Raw genomic sequence first — 17,405 nt, forward strand, 5'->3', positions numbered from 1 at the left:
GGAAAGACCATCGATCGAACCGCTCGTCCGCAAGGACGGGCGGTTTTTCGTTTGCGGGGAATGCCGCCGTGTCGTTAACCTTTTGTTAACCAAATTTGCCGACCCTTCGATGACGCCTCAACCCTATCCGTCTGTCGAAGGAGAGAGCATGAAGCTCGTTACCATCGAAAACAAAATCGTCGAGAACAGCCATCATACGTTGATCGTGATGCGGGATGGCCCCACCTGCCAGGCGGTCCGGGTCCTCAACGATGACGGAATCGGCAGCGTGCGATCAAAGCTCTCCCTGATGGAGACGATCGCCAGCCGCAAACTGGACCATGGGGAAGTGGCATTTGACGGCTGCGTCTGGATCACACCGGCGGACCTTCCGCATCCCTTTCTCCCGGCGAAACATTGAAGCCGCCGGGGCGTGATGCAGGCAACAGGCCCCGGCCATGCGGGGATCCGGACTACGAACCCGCGTTGACGCCTGCCAGAACCGCCGCGAGGTCCATCTCGTTGTAAGGCTTCTGCAGAAGGCGGGAGCCGGGTGGCGCGTTGTCCGGCTTGTGGCTCTCTCCCGTTGCGAACACGACGGTCAGGTCGGGCTTTTCCGCCACGGCACGCACCGCCAGATCACCGCCGAATGTATCCGGCAGGCCGATATCGGTGATCAGGACATCGATCGAATTGCTTTCGAGCTCGACCAGCGCTTCTTTTCCTGTCCCAGCCTCGATTACCTGATGGCCGAGTTCGGCAAGCATCTCGGCCGTGTTTCCCCGGATCAGAAAGTCGTCTTCGACCAGCAGGATCGTCAGCGTTTTCGGCGTCGCGGCGGCAACTTCGGCAACGGGCTTGACTGTTTCCGCCCTGGGCGCGGTCGCCTGGTCCACCTGCTTCTGGTTGGCGATGACATGGCGAATACGGCGCGCCAAAGCCTCGCGGGTATAGGGTTTGGACAAGAGCTCGACACCGGCATCCAGAATGCCGCCGTGGACGATGGAATTTTCAGTGTAGCCGGAGGTGAATAGCACCGCGAGATGCGGCAGGCGCTCCTTTGCGCGACGCGCCATTTCGCGGCTCTTCAGAGGGCCCGGCATCACGACGTCGGTAAAGATGACGTCGATTGGAATGCCGCTCTCGACCACGTTGAGGCCGGCCTGTGCATCCTTTGCCGTCAGGACGCGGTAGCCGAGATCGGTCAGCGTCTCGAAAACGGTGTTGCGTACCGCCTCGTCGTCTTCCACGACCAGCACGGTTTCCGAGCCGCCGACGACCGGGCCGGCCTGGACGACCACTTCGCGGTCCTCATCGGCGACGGACCGCGGCAGGTAGACCTTCACCGTCGTGCCCTCGTTCACCTCGCTGTAGATCTTCACATGCCCGCCGGACTGCTTGACGAAGCCGTAGACCATGGACAGTCCCAATCCGGTTCCCTTGCCCTCTGGCTTGGTGGAAAAGAACGGCTCGAACACTTTATCGAGAATATCTGGCGCCATGCCGGCGCCCGTGTCCGTCACGGCCAGCATCACGTATTGACCGGGCGTGACTTCCACGTGGGTGCGGGCGTAATCCTGGTCGAGAAAGGCGTTACCCACCTCAATCGTCAACTTGCCGGACCCCTCCATCGCATCACGTGCGTTGATTGCGAGGTTCAGAAGCGCGTTTTCGACCTGCGTCGGGTCGGCATAGGTGTTCCACAGCCCGCCGCTGGCAATTACCTCGACCTCAACCGCCTCACCGAGCGACCGGCGCAGCAGATCGTCCATTCCGGCAATAAAGCGGCTGATGTTGATGACGCGTGGCTCCAGCGCCTGCCGGCGGCCGAAAGCCAGCAACTGGCTGGCAAGCTTTGCACCGCGGCTGACGCCGGCAAGCGCATTGCCGACACGCCGTTCCGCCTGTGCATTGCCGACAATGTCCTTGGCCAGGAGCTGAAGATTGCCGGCAACGACCTGCAACAGGTTGTTGAAGTCATGCGCAACGCCCCCGGTCAGCTGACCGATCGATTCCATCTTCTGCGCCTGCTGCAATGCCCGTTCGGCCTGGCGCCTCTCGGCGATCTCCGATTCGACGCGGGCTTCCAGGCTTTCGTTCAGCTGTCTCAGCTGTTCCTCTGCCCGCAGGCGGTGGCGGACCTGCCGTTCCAGGTTGCTGGCATGGTCCTGCAGGTTCGATTCGGCTTCCCGCTGCTCGGTGATATCGGTATGGACACCGACCCATTCCTCGATGTCGCCCGAGGAGCCGATGATCGGCACGCCGCGGATGGCAAAGGTACGGTAGAGGCCGTCATGGCGGCGGACGCGATGTTCCCAGACATAGGTGGATTTGGACGCGACGGCAGCCTGCCAGCTGGCGACCGAACCTTCCCGATCGTCGGGATGCACGGCATCTGCCCAGCCGTAGTCCTGGTATTCCTCGAAACGCTGGCCGGTCAGCGTGGCCCAGGCCGTCTGTTCGCCCAGCATCCGGCCGTCGGCGGTGTTGGTCCACAGCACGCCATGGATGGCCGCGACCGCGGCCCGGAACCGTTCATTGCTGCGACGAAGTGCGTTCTCGGATTGTTTGCGGTCCTCGATATCGATGATCAGCACATAGATGCCGTCGATCTCACCCTTGGAGGTGAAGCGCGGAACGTAGCGGATTTCGGCTGTCCGTTCTTCTCCGTCAGGACGTTTGATCACCGTGTCCGTGATCACCCGTTCGCCGGAGAGCGCTTTTTGAAGCAATGGTATGCGGGCGGCGTAATAGGCGTTGCCGATCACCTCCGCGGCATGCTTGCCAATCACGTCGCTGGCGGCAAGTCCGAACCACTCCTGATAACCGTCATTGGCGAAGCGATAGACATGGTCGCGGTCGAGGAACCCGACGAGGATGGGGAGCGCGTTGGTAAGGCGGCTGAGCTCTTCCTGGCTCTGAGCCAAGGCGTTCAGCGCGTGCACCTTCTCGGTGTTTTCGAGCACCGTGCACAGGACACCGTCTACCTTGCCGGTTTCGTCGTAGATCGGCGTGTAGAACAGGTCGAAGACGACATCCTCAGGCGATCCATGACGGTTCAGCACCATGACCTGGTCGCGGAAGGACTGGACCTCTCCCCGAAAGCCGGCTTCAAGGATTGTCTTGTTCCACTCCCAGATTTCCGGCCAGACAGCGGAAACTTTGTCGCCGAGCGCGCGTGGATGATAATCCCCGGCAATCTCCTTGTAGCCGTCATTGTAGATCATCACATGATCGTCGCCCCACATCAAAACCTGCGGGATCGGCGAATTGACCATCGAGTTGACCTTGATCCGCAGATGCGAAGGCCAGTCTTTGATCATCCCGAGAGACGTCTTCGTCCAGTCGAACTGGCGTATGAGCTCGCCGGTCTCGCCTCCGCCAATAGGCCAATGCGCGGATACGACCTGATAGTTCATGACGTCACCAAATGCGTGTGATGGAATAGGCGCCGGTAATATGCCGTCAATCGGCGGTTTTCAAAGCAATTTTTGCAGATTATCAAACTTTGGACGGCGCGATATGTTCGTTTATCGCGGTCCGGCCCAGATCTTTTGATTCCTGTCCCGAAATGATCCGGCTGACCGAGCATTCGGCGAGGAAAAAGGGCCGGTTCTTTCGAACCAGCCCCTGTGCAAATCAATCGTCTTTCATCTTCAGCGCTGCAATGAATGCTTCCTGCGGAATGTCGACTTTGCCGAACTGCCGCATGCGCTTCTTGCCTTCCTTCTGCTTGTCGAGCAGCTTGCGCTTGCGGGTGGCGTCGCCGCCGTAGCACTTCGCCGTCACGTCCTTGCGCATCGCAGAAATCGTCTCGCGGGCAATCACGTTGCCGCCGATGGCTGCCTGGATCGGGATCTTGAACATGTGCCTGGGGATCAGATCCTTCAGCTTCTCGCACATGTCGCGGCCTCGCTTTTCGGCAGCAGTCCGGTGCACCAGCATCGACAGCGCGTCGACAGGCTCGCCATTCACCATGATCGACATCTTCACGAGGTTGCCCTCCTGATAGCCGTGCAGGTGGTAGTCGAACGAGGCATAGCCCTTGGAGATCGACTTCAAACGGTCGTAGAAATCGAACACCACTTCGTTGAGCGGCAGTTCATAGGTCAGCATCGCGCGCTTGCCCACATAGGTAAGCTCGGTCTGGATGCCGCGGCGGTCCTGACAAAGCTTCAGGATGCCGCCGAGATAGTCGTCCGGGGTCAGGATCGTCGCCTTGATCCAAGGTTCGCGGATTTCCGAGATCTTGACGACATCAGGCATGTCGGCCGGGTTGTGCAGCTCGCGCTCGGAACCGTCGGTCATGGTCAGCTGATAGACCACCGAAGGCGCGGTTGCGATCAGATCGAGGTTGAACTCGCGTTCCAGACGCTCCTGGATGATTTCGAGATGCAGCAGTCCGAGGAAGCCGCAACGGAAACCGAAGCCCAGAGCCGCAGACGATTCCATCTCGAACGAGAACGAAGCGTCGTTGAGGCGCAGCTTGCCCATCGCGGCACGCAGGTCTTCGAAATCGGCCGCATCGACCGGGAACAGGCCGCAGAACACGACCGGCTGCGCAGGCTTGAAGCCCGGAAGTGCCTTGGCGGTCGGCTTCTTGTCTTCGGTAATGGTATCGCCGACGCGCGTATCGGCCACTTCCTTGATCGAGCCGGTGAAGAAACCGATCTCGCCCGGGCCGAGACTATCGACGGCCAGCATCTTCGGCGTCAGAACGCCGACGCGTTCCACCTGATACTTGGCATCGGTGCCCATCATGCGGATGGTCTGGCCCTTGGTCAGCACGCCATCAAGGATGCGAACGAGAACCATGACGCCGAGATAGGTGTCGTACCAGCTGTCGACCAGCAGCGCCTTCAGCGGACCCTTGTCGCCCATCTCGCTCTTCGGCGGGGGCAGCTGGTGGACGATGGCTTCCAGAACGTCGGGAATGCCGAGGCCGGTCTTTGCCGAGATCAGCACGGCCTGGCTGGCGTCGATGCCGATCACTTCCTCGATCTGGTCGCGGATGCGGTCGGGCTCGGCGGCCGGCAGGTCGATCTTGTTGAGGACCGTGACGATCTCGTGATTGTTGTCGATCGCCTGATAGACGTTGGCAAGCGTCTGCGCTTCGACGCCCTGTGACGCATCGACGACCAGCAGCGAACCTTCGCAGGCCGACAGCGAACGCGACACTTCGTAGGCGAAGTCGACGTGGCCGGGCGTGTCGATCAGGTTGAGAACGTAGGTCTCGCCGTTATTCGCCTTGTAGTGCAGGCGCACGGTCTGTGCCTTGATGGTGATGCCGCGCTCGCGCTCGATATCCATCGAATCGAGAACCTGCTCGGACATGTCGCGTTCGGCAAGGCCGCCGGTCGTCTGGATTAGACGATCGGCGAGCGTCGATTTGCCGTGGTCGATATGCGCCACGATCGAGAAATTGCGGATATGGTCAAGCGGCGTGCGGGAATTGGTGCTCATGGCTCGCGCATATAGCAGCGCCCGTGTCTGCCGCAAAGAGGGAAGATAACCTTTCGTTGAGGATGAAAGGCGTTAATTTCCGGGATTTACAGCCCCGGGTTCGGTCAGCGCCGCTGCATTGGGAAGCTGGGCGCTGCGCACTTCATGGCTCTCACGCTCCGCCTCGGGTGCCGGACCGCGTTCTTTCAGGCGCTGCAGCACGAACAGGCCATAGACGACAGCCACCGCCATCGCCGCGACGATGAAGGTTTTTCCGCCGAGAATAGGTGTCAGCATCGTGACCGCGAGCGGCACGATCGTCGCGGCCGTCGACCATGCAACGAGAAGGGTCGAGGAGAGCGGCACGAAATCGCCGGGGTCGGCGCGGTCGTTGGCGTGGGCGTTTGCCACCGAATACACCGTCTCGACAGAACCCCCGAAGATCAGGAACATGATCATCAGGAGATAGAGATGCGAGAAGGAGGAGAAAAACGCTCCGAAACCGGCAAACACGATGAGCACGCAGGTGATTAGAAGCACATAGCGTCGGTCCATCCGGTCCGACAGGATGCCGAGCGGATACTGCACGAACAAAAGCCCGGTCTGCATCACGAACATCAGCATCGCGACATCGGTCTGCGACACGTTGTTGGTCGAGGCATAGATCGGCAGGAAGCCCTGCACCACCATCGAAAGACCGCCCGAGGCAAGCACGCCGACCAGCCCGACCGGCGAGATCTTCCAGGCCATCTTGATATCGACATTGACGCGCGCCGGGGCCGGCGGGTTCGGCAGGCGGGTCAGCCCGATTGGCAGGATCGCAAGCGCGGTAAAGAAAACCACCGCCAACGGCGCAAGATTGCCGTCGGTCGGGATCTGGCCGAAGATCCAGTTGCCGCAGCCGAGGCCCAGAACATAGGCCATGTAGAAGAACGACATCGCCTTACCGCGCCACTCGTTGGAGGCAGCGTGATTGAGCCAGCTCTGGGCGATGATGAAGTTGACGTTGGCAGCGGCGCCATAAATGCCGCGTGCAAAAATCCAGATATAGGCCGGAAGGTCGGCGGCAATCAGCACGGCTGCAATGATGACCATTGCCATCGAGCAGGCAAACAGCCGCGCATGTCCAACGCGCTTGATCAGCGGTCCGCCGAGCACGCAACCGACGAGCCCGCCGAATGCGACGGCCGTCACCGCAGCACCTGCCGCCCAGGGCGTTTCCGACCTTGTCAGCATGAACGGCACATAGGCGAACATGATGCCGCTTCCGATCGCGGCGATCGTCATCGAGACGACGATGCTGGCGATTGAAAAGGGCGAGACAGCCGCTTGTCCGTTCATTGCGAAATCCCTGATTTTAGTGGACCCTCGGCGCTTCCGTCGCGGCTGCCTTGGTCGACGATCCATAGCGTATCGAATAGGACATTCGCTATCGCGGAAACGCCATCACCTGTAAAATTCATCCGGCCTTCGCAATTCGCTTGATTCCATTAAAAGAGAATTTATATCTTTGATGATGGAAAATTTAGACGGCGAAATCGAACTGGCAATTGGCGAAAGGCTGAAGGCGCTGCGGGCTTCCGCAGGACTGACGTTGGACGAACTGTCGCTGCGTTCCGGTGTCAGCCGAGCGATGATCTCGCGCATAGAACGGGCGGAGGCGAGCCCGACGGCGGCGCTTCTGGCACGGCTCTGCGAAGGCTTGGGTCAAAGCCTCTCCACCTTCTTTGCGCCAGACGAGCCGTCATCATCACCTCTGTCGAAGAAGACCGAGCAAAGGCTGTGGCGCGACCCGACGACCGGATATCTGCGTCGCTCCGTCTCGCCGCCAGGCATGCCGACACCGGTCGATATCGTCGAGGTGGAATTTCCGGCCGGCGCACGTGTGAGTTTTCCGCCGCGGGAGGAAAGCCGGATCATGACCCAGCATGTCTGGCTGTTCGAGGGGGAACTGAACATGGTGCTTCCGGACGTGACCCACCGTCTCATGCCCGGCGACTGCCTGTTCATGGATATCGGCGACGCCTTCGAATTCCACAATCCGAGTGATCGCCCCGCCCGCTACGCGGTGATCCTCAACCGCGGCCGCTGACCGCCACAGGAGCAAACAATGACCCCGACCATCCGTATTCTCGATGCCGACGCCACCCGCGAGGCGATCCCCGATCTCAGTGACATCCTGTCCGACTGCATCAATGGCGGCGCATCGCTGGGCTTCATGCTGCCATTCGCGCCTGAGGATGCCACCGGATACTGGAATGGTATCGCAGACGAGGTGGAAAAGGGTGCCATCATTCTGGCTGTCGCAGAGGTCGAGGGGCGGGCGGTCGGCACCGTCCAGATCGGTCTTGCGTCGAAGCCGAACCAGCCGCATCGGGGCGACCTGATGAAACTCCTCGTCCATCACGATGCCCGCGGCCTTGGCCTTTCGCGCAAGCTGATGGAGGCCGTCGAAGCGGAAGCAGCACGGCAGGGACGCACGCTTCTGGTGCTGGACACCGCAACCGGCAGCGACGCGGAACGCATCTATCCCCGGTTCGGCTGGGAACGCGTCGGCGTCATTCCCGACTACGCCCTGTGGCCGCAAGGCGGCCTTTGCGGCACAACGCTGTTTTACAAGCGCATCGGGTAAGCGCCGTAAGTGGCCCGCAAAACAAGCGGGCCATATCTCGTCATCGTTTTTCCGTGAGGAAATAAACAAAGGCTGCGGCCGGCAGGGCGAGACCGATCGCCGATGCGGCGAGCCAGCCGCCTTGGGCAAAGGCCCAGGCGCCGATTGCCGAACCCAGTGCTCCGCCGACAAAGAAGGTGGCCATGAAGAGGCCGTTCAGGCGGCTGCGCAGCTCAGCATCAAGGCCGTAGATCGACCGCTGGCCGATCACCAGCGTCATCGACACGCCGAAATCGAGCGCGATGGCGGCCAAACCCAGCATCACCAGCGCAAAGGTCGAACCTTCAGGCGCGACATGGGTGATCAGGAAGGCGGCAACGACAGCGAGGATGCCGAATGCGGTTGCCGCCTTGCCGAGGCCGCGGTCGGCCAACCGCCCGGCGATCGGAGAAGCAACCGCACCGGCGACACCGACAAGCGCGAAGATTGCGATGGCGCCCTGGCCCAGCTGGAAGGCCGGCCCTGCCAAGAGAAGCGGCGTCACAGTCCAGAACAGGCTGAACGCGAAGAACTGGGCGAACTGGTAGAAGGACCGCCGGCGCAGGAGCGGTTGCGTCGTGTAGATCCTTCCCATGGACGCGATCAGGCCGGGATAGCTAAGCGTCGTCTTCGGCATGCGCCTGGGCAGGCGGAAGGACAGCACCAGACCGACGGCAACCATCACCGCAGCCGACAGGAAGAACACGGTATGCCACGACGATAATCCTGCAATGAAGCTCGCGACGGGTCGCGCCATCATGATGCCGATCATCAGCCCGCTCATGACATTTCCAACGACCCGGCCGCGGCTCTCCTCCGGTGCAAGGTTTGCCGCAAACGGCACGATCATCTGCACCGCAGTGGAGGTGATGCCGATCGCCAGCGATGCCGCGAGAAACGGAAGCGGTGTCGTCGAAAGCCCGGCCGCGATCAGGGCAACGCTCGTGGCGGCAATCATCAGGATGATCAGCCGGCGGTTCTCGACGAGATCGCCGAGTGGCACCATGAACAGCAGGCCGAGACCATAGCCGATCTGCGTCAGCGTCACGATCAGGCCGGTGGCGCTTTCGGAAAGGCCGATCGATGCCGCAATCGGGCCCGCAAGCGGCTGCGCATAATAAAGGTTGGCGGCGATCAGACCGGCCGCGGCGGCCATGGTGAAGGCCATTACCGGGGAGAGGGTGGGCGCTGCGCTTGGCGATGTGGCCGCCGTTTCGGCGTCCGGCGAAGCCCGACGAGCGGGAGAAGGAACTGGAGATGTCATGGCTGGCTCTTGGGAGAAGAAAAGGGGAGGGAGAAAACAGACGTGTTGTCAGTCGAGAATTCTGAGCGCGGTTTCCACGGTGGCGATGGCACGTTCCTGGCCCTGTCCGGCCTTACCCGCGATCCGCAGACCCTGAATCACGGCATAGAAGAACTGCGCCGTCACTTCGGGATCGCTCCGATCCGAAATCGATCCGTCCGCCTGGCCCTCCCGAACCAGGTTTTCGAACAGACCTTCAATCCGGGCTTGCGATAGTTTCACGCGCTGATCCGTTTCGAGATCGAAAAGCGCAAGTTCGACGGCAGCGCCGACGACGAGGCATCCGCGTCGGCCAAGTTCGCCATACGCCGAGTTTGCATAGTGATGCAGCGCAAGACGCATGCGGTCGCGGCCGTTGCCGCCAACGGCTATCGCGTCTGCAAGGGCTGCGTTGCGCACCTGCTTGTAGCGATCGAAGGAGGCGAGAAAGATCGCCTTCTTGTCCTTGAACGCCTTGTAGAGGCTTCCGGCCGTCAGCCCCATCGCGTCCTTGAGGTCCGCAATCGACGTCGCGTGATAACCCTGCTCGGAAAACACGACGATCGCCTTGTCCAGCGCCGCTTCGATTTCGAACTCGCGCGGCCGGCCTGCCGTTCGAGCAGTATCGGTGAGGGTTTCGATCGTCATAGTGAAATGCCTAATTAGGAAACGATCGTTCCCAAATAGGCGCGCATCATGTTTGCGTCAAGAGGGATGTCGGTTTTCTGAGGAACACATCGCCGAAAGGCGAGTTGGAAGATTGTCACCAACCCCAAAGCTGGAGGACATTATGAGCAAGAGTGACGTAGAACAGACCGTAAAGCGCGCAGAACGCCAGGTGGAAAACACCAGTTCCGGCGGCCACCTCGGTGGTACCTATTACGGCCAGACCGCCGACGGGAAGACCGCGTCGACAAATACCAATGTCGGCAGCAATCGACCGAATACCGGTAGCTAAGGTCATTGAGGCCCGTCTGAAGAGATAGGCCGAAGCTCTCAGCAGTTTTGAAAGCCCCGTCGCGTGCGGGGCTTTCGTCGTTTTACTCGATGCTCAGAGCGTGCCTGCCCGCTGCTGCATCATCATGAACGTGTCGTAGCTGTATTCAGCAACCTGCGCCCAGAGATAGGAATCCTTCTTGAACGCCTGCTGGTGATCGTAGATCTTCTTGAAGGCCGGGCTCTTCTGGGAAAGCTCGGCATAGGTTTCCATCGCGGCCTTGAAACACACATCCAGAATGTCGCGGTTGAACGCTTTCAGGATCGCGCCTTCGCCAACCAATTTCTTCAAAGCGACAGCGTTATGGGCGTCGTAATTGGCAAGCATGCTCATGTTGGCTGCCGCGCAGGCATCGGTCAGGATCTGCTGGTAGCTCTTCGGCAGGCTGTTGAATTTTTCCAGGTTGAAGAAGGCATGCATGGCCGGGCCGCCTTCCCACCATGCCGGGTAGTAGTAGTATTTGGCGACCTTGACGAAGCCGAGCTTCTGATCGTCATACGGACCGACGAATTCGGTCGCATCGATCGTGCCCTTTTCGAGCGCTGCATAGACATCGCCGCCGGCAATCTGCTGGGGCGTCACGCCGACCTTCTGCATCACCTGGCCGGCAAGGCCAGCAATACGCATCTTCAGGCCCTTCAGGTCGTCGATCGTGTTGATCTCCTTGCGGAACCAGCCGCCCATCTGGGTGCCGCTATTGCCGGCGGGCAGTGCGTAAAGGCCACGCGGCGCAAGGAATTCGTTGATCAGATCATTGCCGCCGTTGAGGAACCAGGCATTCGTCATGCGGGCGTTGAGGCCGAACGGAATGGCGGTGCCGAGCGCAAAGGCGGGATCCTGGCCGATATAATAGTAGGAACAGGTATGCGCCATCTCGACGGTGCCATTGGCAACCGCGTCGGCGGCCTGCAGCGGCGGCACCAGTTCACCGGCGCCATAGGTCTGAATGGTGAAATTGCCGTCCGTCGAATTCTTGACGCTGTTGGCGATCTGGGTCGCCGCATCGAAGATGATGTTCAGGCTCTTTGGAAAGGACGATGTCAACCGCCAGGTGATCTTCGGACGCTCCTGGGCGATCGCCGGCGTGGCCAAAGCGGCAGCCGCGGCGCCGATGCCGGCAGTGGTAGCATTGTGCAGGAAACGTCTGCGATCCATGAAATATCCTCCTGAGATGTCTGAAAAATCTCGTTCAAGCCGTCTTGGTCTTAAAGCTCTTCTCCCGGCTCCGACAAGAGGAATCGACAGTGTTTGCCTTGCCGCAAAAGGAAAACCCCGGGCTGGGCCGGGGTTCTCGATTGAGCAGGTGCGCTTGATGATCAAAGCTTGCCGTTGCGCTGCTGGATCATCATGAATGTGTCGTAGGTGTAATCGGCGATCTGCGCCCAGAGATAGGCATCCTTCTTGAAGGCCTGCTGGCTGTCGTAGATCTTCTTGAAGGCAGCGTTCTTGGCCGTGAGCTCTGCATAGGTTTCCTGTGCCGCCGCATAGCTGGCATCGAGGATCTGCTGGTTGAATGCCTTCAGCACGGCGCCTTCCGACACCAGCTGACGCAGCGCCTTGGCGTTGCTCGCATCGTAGCGCGCCAGCATGTTCATGTTGGCGTTGGCGCAGGCATCTTTCAAAATGCGCTGGTAGCTCTTCGGCAGGCTGTTGAACTTGTCGCGGTTGAAGAACGCGTGGACGGCCGGGCCGCCTTCCCACCATGCCGGATAGTAGTAGTATTTCGCGACCTTCACGAAGCCGAGCTTCTGATCGTCATAGGGACCGACGAATTCGGTCGCGTCGATCGTGCCCTTTTCCAGCGCCGCATAGACGTCGCCGCCGGCGATCTGCTGCGGCGTGACGCCGAGCTTGGTCATCACCTGGCCGGCAAGACCGGCGATGCGCATCTTCAGACCCTTCAGGTCGTCGATCGTGTTGATCTCCTTGCGGAACCAGCCACCCATCTGGGCACCCGTATTGCCGGCCGGCAGCGCATAGAGATTGTAGTTGCCGAGGAATTCGTTGAGCAGGTCGTTGCCGCCGCCGATCGAGAACCAGGAGTTCGTCTGGCGGGCATTAAGACCGAAGGGCACCGACGTCCCGAGCGCGAATGTCGGATCCTTGCCAATGTAATAGTAGGAGCAGGTATGCGCCATTTCGACGGTGCCGTTGGAAACAGCGTCTGCCGCCTGAAGGCCGGGCACAATTTCGCCGGCCGCGAATGTGTGGATGGTGAAGTTGCCGTCCGTCGCTTCCTTGACGCTTTGCGCGATATCGGTGGATGCGGCCCAGAGGATGTCGGTGTTCTTGGTAAAGGAGGATGTCATCCTCCAGGTGAGCTTGGGGCTTTCCTGCGCGATCGCGGGAGCGGCCAAAGCCCCGGCTGCAACTGCGCCGATTCCGGCGGTCCCTGCCTGCCGAAAGAAATGTCTGCGGTTCATACGGGTCATGCCTTTCTGACTGGCCCTTGACGGCCGGTAACTTCATTTCACCGGTCCTCACCGGCGTCTGCTCTTAATCCGATCATTTCGTCACCGGCAAGTAAAAAGTGCAGGAAGTTGCGTTGCGCTGCAGCATTGGTTTGCGAATATTGCGCGCGATTTTTTTTCTCAAACGGATCAAAGGGCACGGTTTGGAGTGACTTGAACTTTCACACAAAAAAGTTAGGTTAGAATTATTCTAATAAGGAGCTTCGATGTTCACTCGTTTGGTGCCCGGGTCCCGCCGGGCGTTTTTGTCGCTGAGCGAAGAGGAAATCCTCGCTCTTGCCATCTCGTCGGAAGAGGAGGACGCGCGCATCTATCTCTCCTACGCGAAGAACCTGAAAGAGGCATATCCGAGCTCCGCAAAGGTGTTCGAGGACATGGCCGAGGTCGAGCAGACCCACAAGAACATGCTGATCCAGATGTTTCGCTCCCGCTTCGGCGAGAACATTCCGCTGATCCGCAGAGAGCATGTGCAGGGATTTTACGCCCGCAAGCCAGACTGGCTCATGCGCAATCTGCCGCTCGACAAGATCCGCGAACAGACGGAAGCGATGGAGCGCCAGGCGGCACGGTTCTATCGCGAGGCCGCCAAAAGGGTATCGGATGCCTCGACGCGGCAGCTCCTGGGCGATCTGGCCTTGGCAGAGGACGGGCATGAAGACATCGCCCGGATGCTCGGCGAAAAGCACGTAACCGAGGAAACGCGTTCGGAAGAAGACCTGTCTGCCCGGCGTCAGTTTATCCTGACCTATGTCCAGCCAGGGCTTGCCGGCCTTATGGACGGTTCGGTTTCGACACTGGCGCCGATCTTTGCGGCAGCATTCGCCACGGGCGATACCTGGTCGACCTTCCTGATCGGTCTGTCCGCATCGGTCGGTGCGGGTATCTCGATGGGCTTTACCGAAGCGGCACACGACGATGGCAAGATTTCCGGTCGCGGCTCCCCCATCAAGCGCGGATTTGCCTCAGGCATCATGACCGCGATCGGCGGCCTCGGCCATACACTACCCTATCTCATTCCGCATTTCTGGACGGCCACCATCGTTGCGGCGATCATCGTCTTCTTCGAACTCTGGGCGATTGCCTTCATCCAGAACCGTTACATGGAGACACCGTTCTTCAAGGCTGTCTTCCAGGTCGTGTTCGGCGGCTCGCTGGTCCTGGCCGCCGGTATCCTGATCGGCAATGGATAAGGCGCAGGTTATCGGTTCGCCGCAGCCGGCGCATCGACAGCAAAAAAGAAGACCCGCCGCTGCAAAAGCAGGGCGGGTCTTGTCATTTCGACCGGTTGATACGGCCCGTCGTCTGCAAGCCGGCTCTACCGGAGAGCGCCGACGAGAAGGTCGCGGCCATTTTCGATGGTGACCCAACGCCCTGCGTTGAACGAAGCCTGGCGCTTCAGGAACGTGTAATGCGTGGCTGTCCAGGGCAGGACATCGTTATCAAGATTGTCGAGAATGAAATCTCCATCCGCAGTGCGAAGCGTCAGAACGGCGTGACCTTCTCCATCCGGCTTGCGCACGACCGTCATCAGAAGGTCGGAATAACTGAAGCCTGCTTCGGCCAGTTCCTTGCGCTTCTGCAACGCGAAATCCTCGCAGTCGGCGAAGATGGTCGGATAGGTCCAGAACTCTTCCCGACCGTAAGCATCCATGTCGGTCTTGGCGATATAGCGCTCGTTGACTTCCAGGTTGATCCGGCGAACCGTTTGCCAGCTGTCTTCGTTGAGTTTGGGAGCGGGCGCCGACCGGCTCTTCAGAGAACATTCCGCGGGGAGGCGCTGGCAGAACTCAAAATGGCCGATCGGTTGCGACGTCACGTCACCGGTCACCATCGATGCAATCGACCGCGGAGCCGGCATTGCGGCGCCCGCAGGCACCAGCGCGCACAAAAGGATCACCGCAAAGCGCCGTACCAGCAAGGCTTTCATCATGACCCGTCCCTTAAAGTCCTAACGAAAAGTTAAGGGCCGAATGGGGGTCAAGTCAATCGTTCAGGTTTTGTTAATCTTCATTAAAACTGCTTTATGGTTAACAATGCTGCATTCTCGCATCAGCCCAAAATTTACTCATTTATTTATTAGGCCCATGATTGCGCCCCTCATTTTTTCGATATCCTGAGGTCTGGATAGGCGGTGATCACCGTCACGTACAAGCGTCAGCGTCACGTCGTCGGCAGGCAGGAATTCCATGAGTTTCAGCGCGTGTTCATAAGGCACGTCGCGGTCGTTCATTCCCTGAAGGATATGCACGGGGCAACCGGTTTCGATAATGCCGGTCAGTACTCGGTTGCGTGCTCCATCCTCAAGCAGGTCGCGGGTGTAGATATCAGGTTCGCTGCTATATTCGGAGGGTTCCTCGGCATAGCCGTTGACTGCAAGCGACTTCCGCTGCTCATCCGTCAGGTGCGGCTCGATCAGCTCCCCCGTGAAATCGGGGGCAGGTGCAATCAGCACCATTCCCTCGACTTTGGGCGAACCGACGCGCTTCTTCAGTTCCTGTGCCACACGAAGCGCGATCCAGCCGCCCATCGACGAGCCGACCAGCACTACGCTCTTGGGTTTCGTGTGGTCGAGCACGGCAAGAGCCTCCTCCAGCCAGCGGGAAATCGTGCCGTCGCGAAACGCGCCGCCGGAGACGCCGTGGCCGGAATAGTCGAAGCGGATGCACTCGGTGCCGAGCGTCTCGGCCAGCGCGTCGAGTTCGACGGCTTTGGTGCCCGTCATGTCCGATCGGTAGCCGCCGAGCCAGACGAAAGCCGCGTTGTCGTTGGAAGCGGATGCCGGCCTGACGAGAATTGCGATCTCGCGCATTGTCTCTGCGGTGCCAACCGGAATGCGGATAAGGTCTGATGGGGCGGTCGCTGACATGTGGGTCTCCTTGACGTCGCAGCCTCCGATTGCGTCAAACAGAGGCATCCTGAAAGGTGGGCATCTATAAATCACATTGTCAGACGATTGCAGCAGGTGATTTTTCCCCGCGTATATGGTATTGACATCTATCCAGTGATGACGACATTCCGCTTTCGGCTGCAGCCAAGCGAGGAATTGTCGTTGCTGCGTGCTGAAATTATCTAGGAGAACACGACCATTCGCAGACCATTCAAAGCCGATGCCCCCGTCAAGGAAGGCCCGCGCTCAAACCGGGAAATCCGCGTTCCCAAGGTCCAGCTTATCGATGCCGAAGGCCTGAATCTCGGTGCGATACCGACCGACCAGGCCCTCAAGATGGCCGAGGACGCCGGACTCGATCTCGTCGAGATCTCGCCGAACAACGACCCGCCGGTATGCAAGATCCTCGATCTCGGTAAGCTGAAATACGCGAACCAGAAGAAGGCGTCCGAAGCGCGCAAGAAGCAGAAGATCGTCGAAATCAAAGAAATCAAGATGCGCCCGAACATCGACACCCATGACTATGAGGTGAAGATGAAGGCGATGAACCGGTTCTTTGAAGAAGGCGACAAGGTAAAGGTGACGCTGAAGTTCCGTGGCCGCGAAATGGCCCACCAGGAACTCGGCATGAAGCTTCTGCTGCAGGTCAAGGAAGACACTGTCGAGATTGCCAAGGTGGAAGCCGAGCCCAAGCTCGAAGGCCGCCAGATGATGATGGTGCTGGCGCCGAAGTAAGCGCCACGCCAATCGCCCCGTGCCTTTAGAAGGTCAGGGTATCGGCGTTGTCACGCCATTCTTCTTATCCCATTGCGCTTTTAATCCTCTGCGGTTATAAGCGCGCGTCCGAACGGTCCGGCAGGGCATGCCGTGGCAGTTCAAAATGCTTGGAATTCGCATCGTCTGTGGTTCCGATACAATTATGGAGTAGCAAAATGCCCAAGATGAAGACGAAATCGGCTGCCAAGAAGCGATTCAAGGTAACCGCGACCGGTAAGGTCGTTGCCGCCGCTGCTGGCAAGCGCCACGGCATGATCAAGCGTTCCAACAAGTTCATCCGCGATGCACGCGGCACGATGATCCTCGCTGAGCCTGACGGCAAGAAGGTTATCAAGAACTACCTGCCGAACGGTCTCTAAGACTCATTCGACGATTTGGAACAGTTTTAAGGAGATCATGACATGGCACGCGTAAAACGTGGCGTAACTTCCCGCGCCAAGCACACCAAGACACTCAAGGCAGCCAAGGGCTTCTACGGCCGCCGCAAGAATACCATCCGCGCCGCAAAGGCAGCAGTCGATCGTTCGCGTCAGTTCGCAACGCGCGACCGTCGCGTCAAGAAGCGCAACTTCCGCGCTCTCTGGATCCAGCGTATCAACGCCGCTGTGCGCGAATCCGGCCTGACCTACGGCCGCTTCATCGACGGCCTCAACAAGGCTGGCATCGAAGTCGACCGCAAGGTCCTGTCTGACCTGGCAATCCATGAACCTGCAGCATTCGGCGCTCTCGTCGAAGCTTCCAAGACGGCTCTGGCCTACCTCAAGGACGCCGGCACGAAGAACGAGTTTGAAAGCGCGGTCAAGTAACCAGCGCTTCCCAAGCTTGTAGCTGATAGATTTTGGGGAACCCGCGCTGGCAGTGAGCTGGCGCGGGTTTTTCTTTTGTCGGCTTCCATATTTTGTCCGCCCGCATTCGCTTCA

17 protein-coding genes are annotated in these 17,405 nt (G+C 59.6%); 8 read left to right on the forward strand and 9 right to left on the reverse strand.

The window, feature by feature from the left end; genetic code table 11:
- The first annotated feature begins 148 nt into the window (after window positions 1-148).
- The gene (locus ASF70_RS07270; protein WP_062454106.1) at window positions 149-400 is read left to right on the forward strand and encodes a hypothetical protein; all 252 of its coding nucleotides are present in this window, start codon (window positions 149-151) and stop codon (window positions 398-400) included.
- A gap of 52 nt (window positions 401-452) precedes the next feature.
- Here ASF70_RS07270 and ASF70_RS07275 read toward each other — a convergent pair whose 3' ends face one another.
- The 3 genes from ASF70_RS07275 to ASF70_RS07285 all read right to left on the reverse strand — a co-directional run bounded on the left by ASF70_RS07275 (window position 453) and on the right by ASF70_RS07285 (window position 6,762).
- Window positions 453-3,398 (reverse strand): PAS domain-containing protein, encoded by a 2,946-nt coding sequence (locus tag ASF70_RS07275; RefSeq protein WP_062578710.1) that lies wholly within the window; start codon window positions 3,396-3,398, stop codon window positions 453-455.
- Between the two features lie 220 nt (window positions 3,399-3,618).
- Window positions 3,619-5,442: a translation elongation factor 4 gene (gene lepA / locus ASF70_RS07280; protein ID WP_062454104.1), complete on the reverse strand. Its 1,824-nt coding sequence runs from the start codon at window positions 5,440-5,442 to the stop codon at window positions 3,619-3,621.
- A gap of 72 nt (window positions 5,443-5,514) precedes the next feature.
- Window positions 5,515-6,762, reverse strand: a complete 1,248-nt coding sequence (locus ASF70_RS07285; protein WP_062578711.1) for an MFS transporter — start codon at window positions 6,760-6,762, stop codon at window positions 5,515-5,517.
- Between the two features lie 172 nt (window positions 6,763-6,934).
- On the opposite strand from ASF70_RS07285, the gene ASF70_RS07290 reads away from it, so the two are divergent.
- Together ASF70_RS07290 and ASF70_RS07295 are read left to right on the forward strand one after the other, a co-directional pair.
- A complete protein-coding gene (locus ASF70_RS07290) occupies window positions 6,935-7,513 on the forward strand; it encodes a helix-turn-helix transcriptional regulator (RefSeq protein WP_062578713.1) in 579 nt (192 codons plus the stop codon).
- A gap of 18 nt (window positions 7,514-7,531) precedes the next feature.
- The gene (locus ASF70_RS07295; protein WP_062578715.1) at window positions 7,532-8,053 is read left to right on the forward strand and encodes a GNAT family N-acetyltransferase; all 522 of its coding nucleotides are present in this window, start codon (window positions 7,532-7,534) and stop codon (window positions 8,051-8,053) included.
- 40 nt (window positions 8,054-8,093) lie between these two features.
- Here ASF70_RS07295 and ASF70_RS07300 read toward each other — a convergent pair whose 3' ends face one another.
- Both ASF70_RS07300 and ASF70_RS07305 read right to left on the reverse strand, forming a co-directional pair.
- On the reverse strand, window positions 8,094-9,239 hold the full coding sequence (locus ASF70_RS07300; protein ID WP_062578717.1) for an MFS transporter: 1,146 nt from the start codon (window positions 9,237-9,239) through the stop codon (window positions 8,094-8,096).
- Window positions 9,240-9,383: 144 nt separating this feature from the next.
- Window positions 9,384-10,001 (reverse strand): TetR/AcrR family transcriptional regulator, encoded by a 618-nt coding sequence (locus ASF70_RS07305; protein WP_062578719.1) that lies wholly within the window; start codon window positions 9,999-10,001, stop codon window positions 9,384-9,386.
- Window positions 10,002-10,143: 142 nt separating this feature from the next.
- Between ASF70_RS07305 and ASF70_RS24310 the strand changes: the two genes are divergently transcribed.
- Window positions 10,144-10,311: a hypothetical protein gene (locus tag ASF70_RS24310; protein ID WP_165699867.1), complete on the forward strand. Its 168-nt coding sequence runs from the start codon at window positions 10,144-10,146 to the stop codon at window positions 10,309-10,311.
- Between the two features lie 93 nt (window positions 10,312-10,404).
- On the opposite strand, the gene ASF70_RS07310 is transcribed toward ASF70_RS24310, so the two are convergent.
- Window positions 10,405-11,505, reverse strand: coding sequence for a TRAP transporter substrate-binding protein (locus tag ASF70_RS07310; RefSeq protein WP_062578721.1), 1,101 nt, complete (start codon window positions 11,503-11,505; stop codon window positions 10,405-10,407).
- 161 nt (window positions 11,506-11,666) lie between these two features.
- Window positions 11,667-12,773, reverse strand: a complete 1,107-nt coding sequence (locus ASF70_RS07315) for a TRAP transporter substrate-binding protein (RefSeq protein ID WP_062580107.1) — start codon at window positions 12,771-12,773, stop codon at window positions 11,667-11,669.
- 254 nt (window positions 12,774-13,027) lie between these two features.
- Between ASF70_RS07315 and mbfA the strand changes: the two genes are divergently transcribed.
- Complete coding sequence (mbfA, locus tag ASF70_RS07320) at window positions 13,028-14,011, forward strand: iron exporter MbfA (RefSeq protein WP_062578723.1); 984 nt, start codon at window positions 13,028-13,030, stop codon at window positions 14,009-14,011.
- A 125-nt stretch (window positions 14,012-14,136) separates the two neighbouring features.
- Here mbfA and ASF70_RS07325 read toward each other — a convergent pair whose 3' ends face one another.
- Together ASF70_RS07325 and ASF70_RS07330 are read right to left on the reverse strand one after the other, a co-directional pair.
- A complete protein-coding gene (locus ASF70_RS07325; protein ID WP_244474020.1) occupies window positions 14,137-14,679 on the reverse strand; it encodes a transglutaminase-like cysteine peptidase in 543 nt (180 codons plus the stop codon).
- 207 nt (window positions 14,680-14,886) lie between these two features.
- Window positions 14,887-15,687: an alpha/beta hydrolase gene (locus tag ASF70_RS07330; RefSeq protein ID WP_062580110.1), complete on the reverse strand. Its 801-nt coding sequence runs from the start codon at window positions 15,685-15,687 to the stop codon at window positions 14,887-14,889.
- Window positions 15,688-15,906: 219 nt separating this feature from the next.
- Here ASF70_RS07330 and infC point away from each other — a divergent pair, with 219 nt between their 5' ends.
- The 3 genes from infC to rplT all read left to right on the forward strand — a co-directional run bounded on the left by infC (window position 15,907) and on the right by rplT (window position 17,291).
- The gene (gene infC, locus ASF70_RS07335; RefSeq protein ID WP_062454094.1) at window positions 15,907-16,443 is read left to right on the forward strand and encodes a translation initiation factor IF-3; all 537 of its coding nucleotides are present in this window, start codon (window positions 15,907-15,909) and stop codon (window positions 16,441-16,443) included.
- A 197-nt stretch (window positions 16,444-16,640) separates the two neighbouring features.
- Entirely contained in the window at window positions 16,641-16,844 is a 204-nt protein-coding gene (gene rpmI / locus ASF70_RS07340) for a 50S ribosomal protein L35 (RefSeq protein ID WP_046793986.1), read from the forward strand.
- A gap of 42 nt (window positions 16,845-16,886) precedes the next feature.
- Window positions 16,887-17,291 carry a 50S ribosomal protein L20 gene (gene rplT / locus ASF70_RS07345; protein WP_062454093.1) on the forward strand — a complete coding sequence of 135 codons (405 nt, stop codon included), beginning with the start codon at window positions 16,887-16,889 and terminating at the stop codon, window positions 17,289-17,291.
- Window positions 17,292-17,405: the final 114 nt, after the last annotated feature.

The organism is Rhizobium sp. Leaf321, assembly GCF_001423215.1.
GTDB lineage: Bacteria > Pseudomonadota > Alphaproteobacteria > Rhizobiales > Rhizobiaceae > Neorhizobium > Neorhizobium soli.

Coding starts and splice junctions, on each gene's coding strand:
- ASF70_RS07270 (WP_062454106.1), top strand. CDS start 149: ATGAAGCTCGTTACCATCGAAAACAAAATCGTCGAGAACAGCCATCAT.
- ASF70_RS07310 (WP_062578721.1), bottom strand. CDS start 11,505: ATGGATCGCAGACGTTTCCTGCACAATGCTACCACTGCCGGCATCGGC.
- ASF70_RS07325 (WP_244474020.1), bottom strand. CDS start 14,679: ATGCCGGCTCCGCGGTCGATTGCATCGATGGTGACCGGTGACGTGACG.
- ASF70_RS07300 (WP_062578717.1), bottom strand. CDS start 9,239: ATGGCCTTCACCATGGCCGCCGCGGCCGGTCTGATCGCCGCCAACCTT.
- ASF70_RS07290 (WP_062578713.1), top strand. CDS start 6,935: ATGATGGAAAATTTAGACGGCGAAATCGAACTGGCAATTGGCGAAAGG.
- ASF70_RS07295 (WP_062578715.1), top strand. CDS start 7,532: ATGACCCCGACCATCCGTATTCTCGATGCCGACGCCACCCGCGAGGCG.
- rplT (WP_062454093.1), top strand. CDS start 16,887: ATGGCACGCGTAAAACGTGGCGTAACTTCCCGCGCCAAGCACACCAAG.
- ASF70_RS07315 (WP_062580107.1), bottom strand. CDS start 12,773: ATGAACCGCAGACATTTCTTTCGGCAGGCAGGGACCGCCGGAATCGGC.
- lepA (WP_062454104.1), bottom strand. CDS start 5,442: ATGAGCACCAATTCCCGCACGCCGCTTGACCATATCCGCAATTTCTCG.
- ASF70_RS07330 (WP_062580110.1), bottom strand. CDS start 15,687: ATGTCAGCGACCGCCCCATCAGACCTTATCCGCATTCCGGTTGGCACC.
- ASF70_RS07305 (WP_062578719.1), bottom strand. CDS start 10,001: ATGACGATCGAAACCCTCACCGATACTGCTCGAACGGCAGGCCGGCCG.
- mbfA (WP_062578723.1), top strand. CDS start 13,028: ATGTTCACTCGTTTGGTGCCCGGGTCCCGCCGGGCGTTTTTGTCGCTG.
- rpmI (WP_046793986.1), top strand. CDS start 16,641: ATGCCCAAGATGAAGACGAAATCGGCTGCCAAGAAGCGATTCAAGGTA.
- ASF70_RS07275 (WP_062578710.1), bottom strand. CDS start 3,398: ATGAACTATCAGGTCGTATCCGCGCATTGGCCTATTGGCGGAGGCGAG.
- ASF70_RS24310 (WP_165699867.1), top strand. CDS start 10,144: ATGAGCAAGAGTGACGTAGAACAGACCGTAAAGCGCGCAGAACGCCAG.
- ASF70_RS07285 (WP_062578711.1), bottom strand. CDS start 6,762: ATGAACGGACAAGCGGCTGTCTCGCCCTTTTCAATCGCCAGCATCGTC.